The 2,495-nt window shown below is 57.7% G+C and carries 3 protein-coding genes; 1 reads left to right on the top strand and 2 read right to left on the bottom strand.

Features of this window, described 5'->3' with window-relative positions; all coding sequences use genetic code 11:
* A partial coding sequence (locus HKN37_11200) for a TRAP transporter substrate-binding protein (GenBank protein ID NNE47215.1) occupies positions 1-1,050 on the bottom strand: 1,050 nt, incomplete at its 3' end.
* Positions 1,051-1,159: 109 nt separating this feature from the next.
* A complete protein-coding gene (locus HKN37_11195; protein NNE47214.1) occupies positions 1,160-1,879 on the bottom strand; it encodes an SDR family oxidoreductase in 720 nt (239 codons plus the stop codon).
* Between the two features lie 80 nt (positions 1,880-1,959).
* Here HKN37_11195 and HKN37_11190 point away from each other — a divergent pair.
* On the top strand, positions 1,960-2,495 hold a 536-nt coding region (locus HKN37_11190), incomplete at its 3' end, for an RNA methyltransferase (GenBank protein ID NNE47213.1).

Genomic DNA, 2,495 nt, shown 5'->3' with positions numbered 1-2,495 from the left:
CGCCTGGTCGCGAAAGGCGGTGAACGATTCGTACACGCGGCGATATCCGGCCTCCGACGAAGCTTGCTGATTCATGATATCGAACGCCTGCGTGCGGGCAGCATCGAGGATATCAATCGGGAATCGTTTCAGTTTCACGCCACCGTCGAGCAGTCGTCTCAGCGCCGGCGGATTCTGAGCGTCGTACCGCGCCAGCATCCGGACGTTTGCCTCAGCTGCGGCCGATTCCAGAGCAGACTGATATTCGGCGGGAAGCGTATCCCAGGCGCTGCGGTTGACATAGAAGCTCAATGTTGGGCCCGGCTCCCACCATCCCGGATAGTAGTAGTTTCTGGCGACCTTCTGGAAACCCAACTTCTCGTCGTCGTACGGACCTACCCATTCGGTTGCGTCGATTGCTCCTCGCTCCAGCGCGGGGAATATCTCGCCACTGGAAATCAGCTGGACGTTGACGCCCAGCCGGTCCATCACCTGCCCTCCCAGCCCGGGAATTCGCATCTTGAGACCGCGCAGATCGGATAGCGAGTCGATTTCACGGCGAAACCACCCTCCCATCTGTACGCCCGTGTTGCCGCCCGGAAGATTGACAATGTTGAAGTCGGCGAAGACCGCACGCATCTGTTCGAGTCCGCCGGCATAGTACAGCCACGCATTCTGCATTCGAGCCGTCAGTCCGAACGGCACACACGTGTCAAACGCAAAGGTGGGGTTCTTACCGACGTAGTAGTAGCTCGCACTGTGACCCATCTGGATTGTGCCGGTCTGGACCGCCCCCAGGACCTCAAGTGCGGGTACCAACTCCCCTCCGGGATAGGGGCGTATTCGAAATCGTCCGTCGGTGAGTTGACTGACACGTTCTGCGAGGACTTCCGACGCCCCGTAGATCGTATCCAGTGATCGACTGAAACTCGATGCAAGGCGCCAGGTCACTGACTTCCTCGTCTGCACCGCCGGTACGCCGTCGACTGACGGCTGGCCGCAAGACGCGAGCACAGTACCGGCGCCTGCAGCGCCAATAAGGCCTCGTGCCACGAATGACCGCCTCTTCATCGTATCGCAGTGATTGCTGAATCGGTGAGCCTGATAATAACCGGGTCGCGCCCGGAGCGCAACTCTGATACCATGGCTCCGATCGACTCAGCACCACATCCGTCTGCAGCTAGCCCCGTGGCCGCAGCGGCCGCATCACAACTTCAGAGATGAGATAGTTGTCAGGTGTGTCGATCAATTGAACGACGGTGGTCGCCACGTCGTTGACCTGCATGGGATTTGGGGACATCTCAACCTCAGCCACCTCAAAGAACTCAGTCTCAATCGAACCGGGGTACACACAGCTCACCTTGATGCCGTCGTCCCGGAGTTCTTTCATGAGTGACTCGCTGAATCCGCGCACACCGAACTTCGTCACGTTGTAGGCACCGATGACGGCATTGCCGAGGAGACCCGCCACGGACGCAATGTTTACGACGTGACCTCCGAAGCCCGTCGTTTCATTCTGCTTCTTCATAGTCGGGACAACAGCCTTCGTGCACAGAAACATGCCGCGAAGATTCGTCTTCATCAGGAGGTCCCACTCCGCCGACGAAAATTCGTCAACGCGACCAAATCGTCCCAGTCCAGCATTGTTCACGAGCACGTCCACGCGGCCCGCTGCATCGATAACTTGCTGGAGTGAGGCATTCACTTCATCCTCCTCCGTGACATCGCACGATATGCCTTTGAAACCCGGACCGAGATCTCGCTCCATGGTGGTAAGCCGATCGGTCCTCCGGGCGAGGCCGAAAACTTTTGCCCCTCGCGCGACCAATTCTGTAGAGCACGCCCGCCCGAGGCCGCTGCTGGCGCCGGTTATTACTACTACGCAGTCGTTTATATTCATCGCTGTCGTTGCTTCGTGTGATAGTGGAAGATCGAAAAGCACCCTATACCGCTTCAGCCTCACCAATAACGGGTGGCCACATGGCTACAGACCGTCCAGATCACATCATGATCCGGAAGAGGCCCTTCTCTCACGCAAAGATATGCGAACTGCTGAGTCCCTACCTGTCCCGCGAGAGAGCTCAGCGAATCAACGACGTGATTCAAAACCGAACGCGTTCGATCGTCACAGTAGTCGAAGGAATTACGAATTACGGGAATGTCAGTGCCGTGATGCGGACGGCGGAGGCTCTTGGTTTTTTCGAGGTGCACGTCGTCACGAGCGATCAGCCCTACAAGCAGTCGCGGCGAACTTCGCAAGGTGCGGAGAAGTGGCTCGACGTCAAGCGGTGGCGCAAGTCCGCCGAGTGCATTGGTGATCTCAAAGAACGAGGGTATCAGATTGCCGTGGCAGATTCCGGATCCGATGCGGTTCCGCTTTCCCGAGTCGACTTCCTCCGAAAGACGGCGATCGTTCTGGGGAACGAGGTAGAAGGTGTTTCGGAAGATTTTCGGGCTGCGTCAGATGTCGTGTGCCGCATCGACATGATCGGTTTCGTAGAGAGCTACAATATCTC

This window comes from Rhodothermales bacterium (assembly GCA_013002345.1).
In the GTDB taxonomy this organism is placed as follows: domain Bacteria; phylum Bacteroidota; class Rhodothermia; order Rhodothermales; family JABDKH01; genus JABDKH01.
The sequence above is the reverse complement of the archived record's forward strand: the minus strand, read 5'-3'. Positions and strand labels throughout refer to the sequence as shown.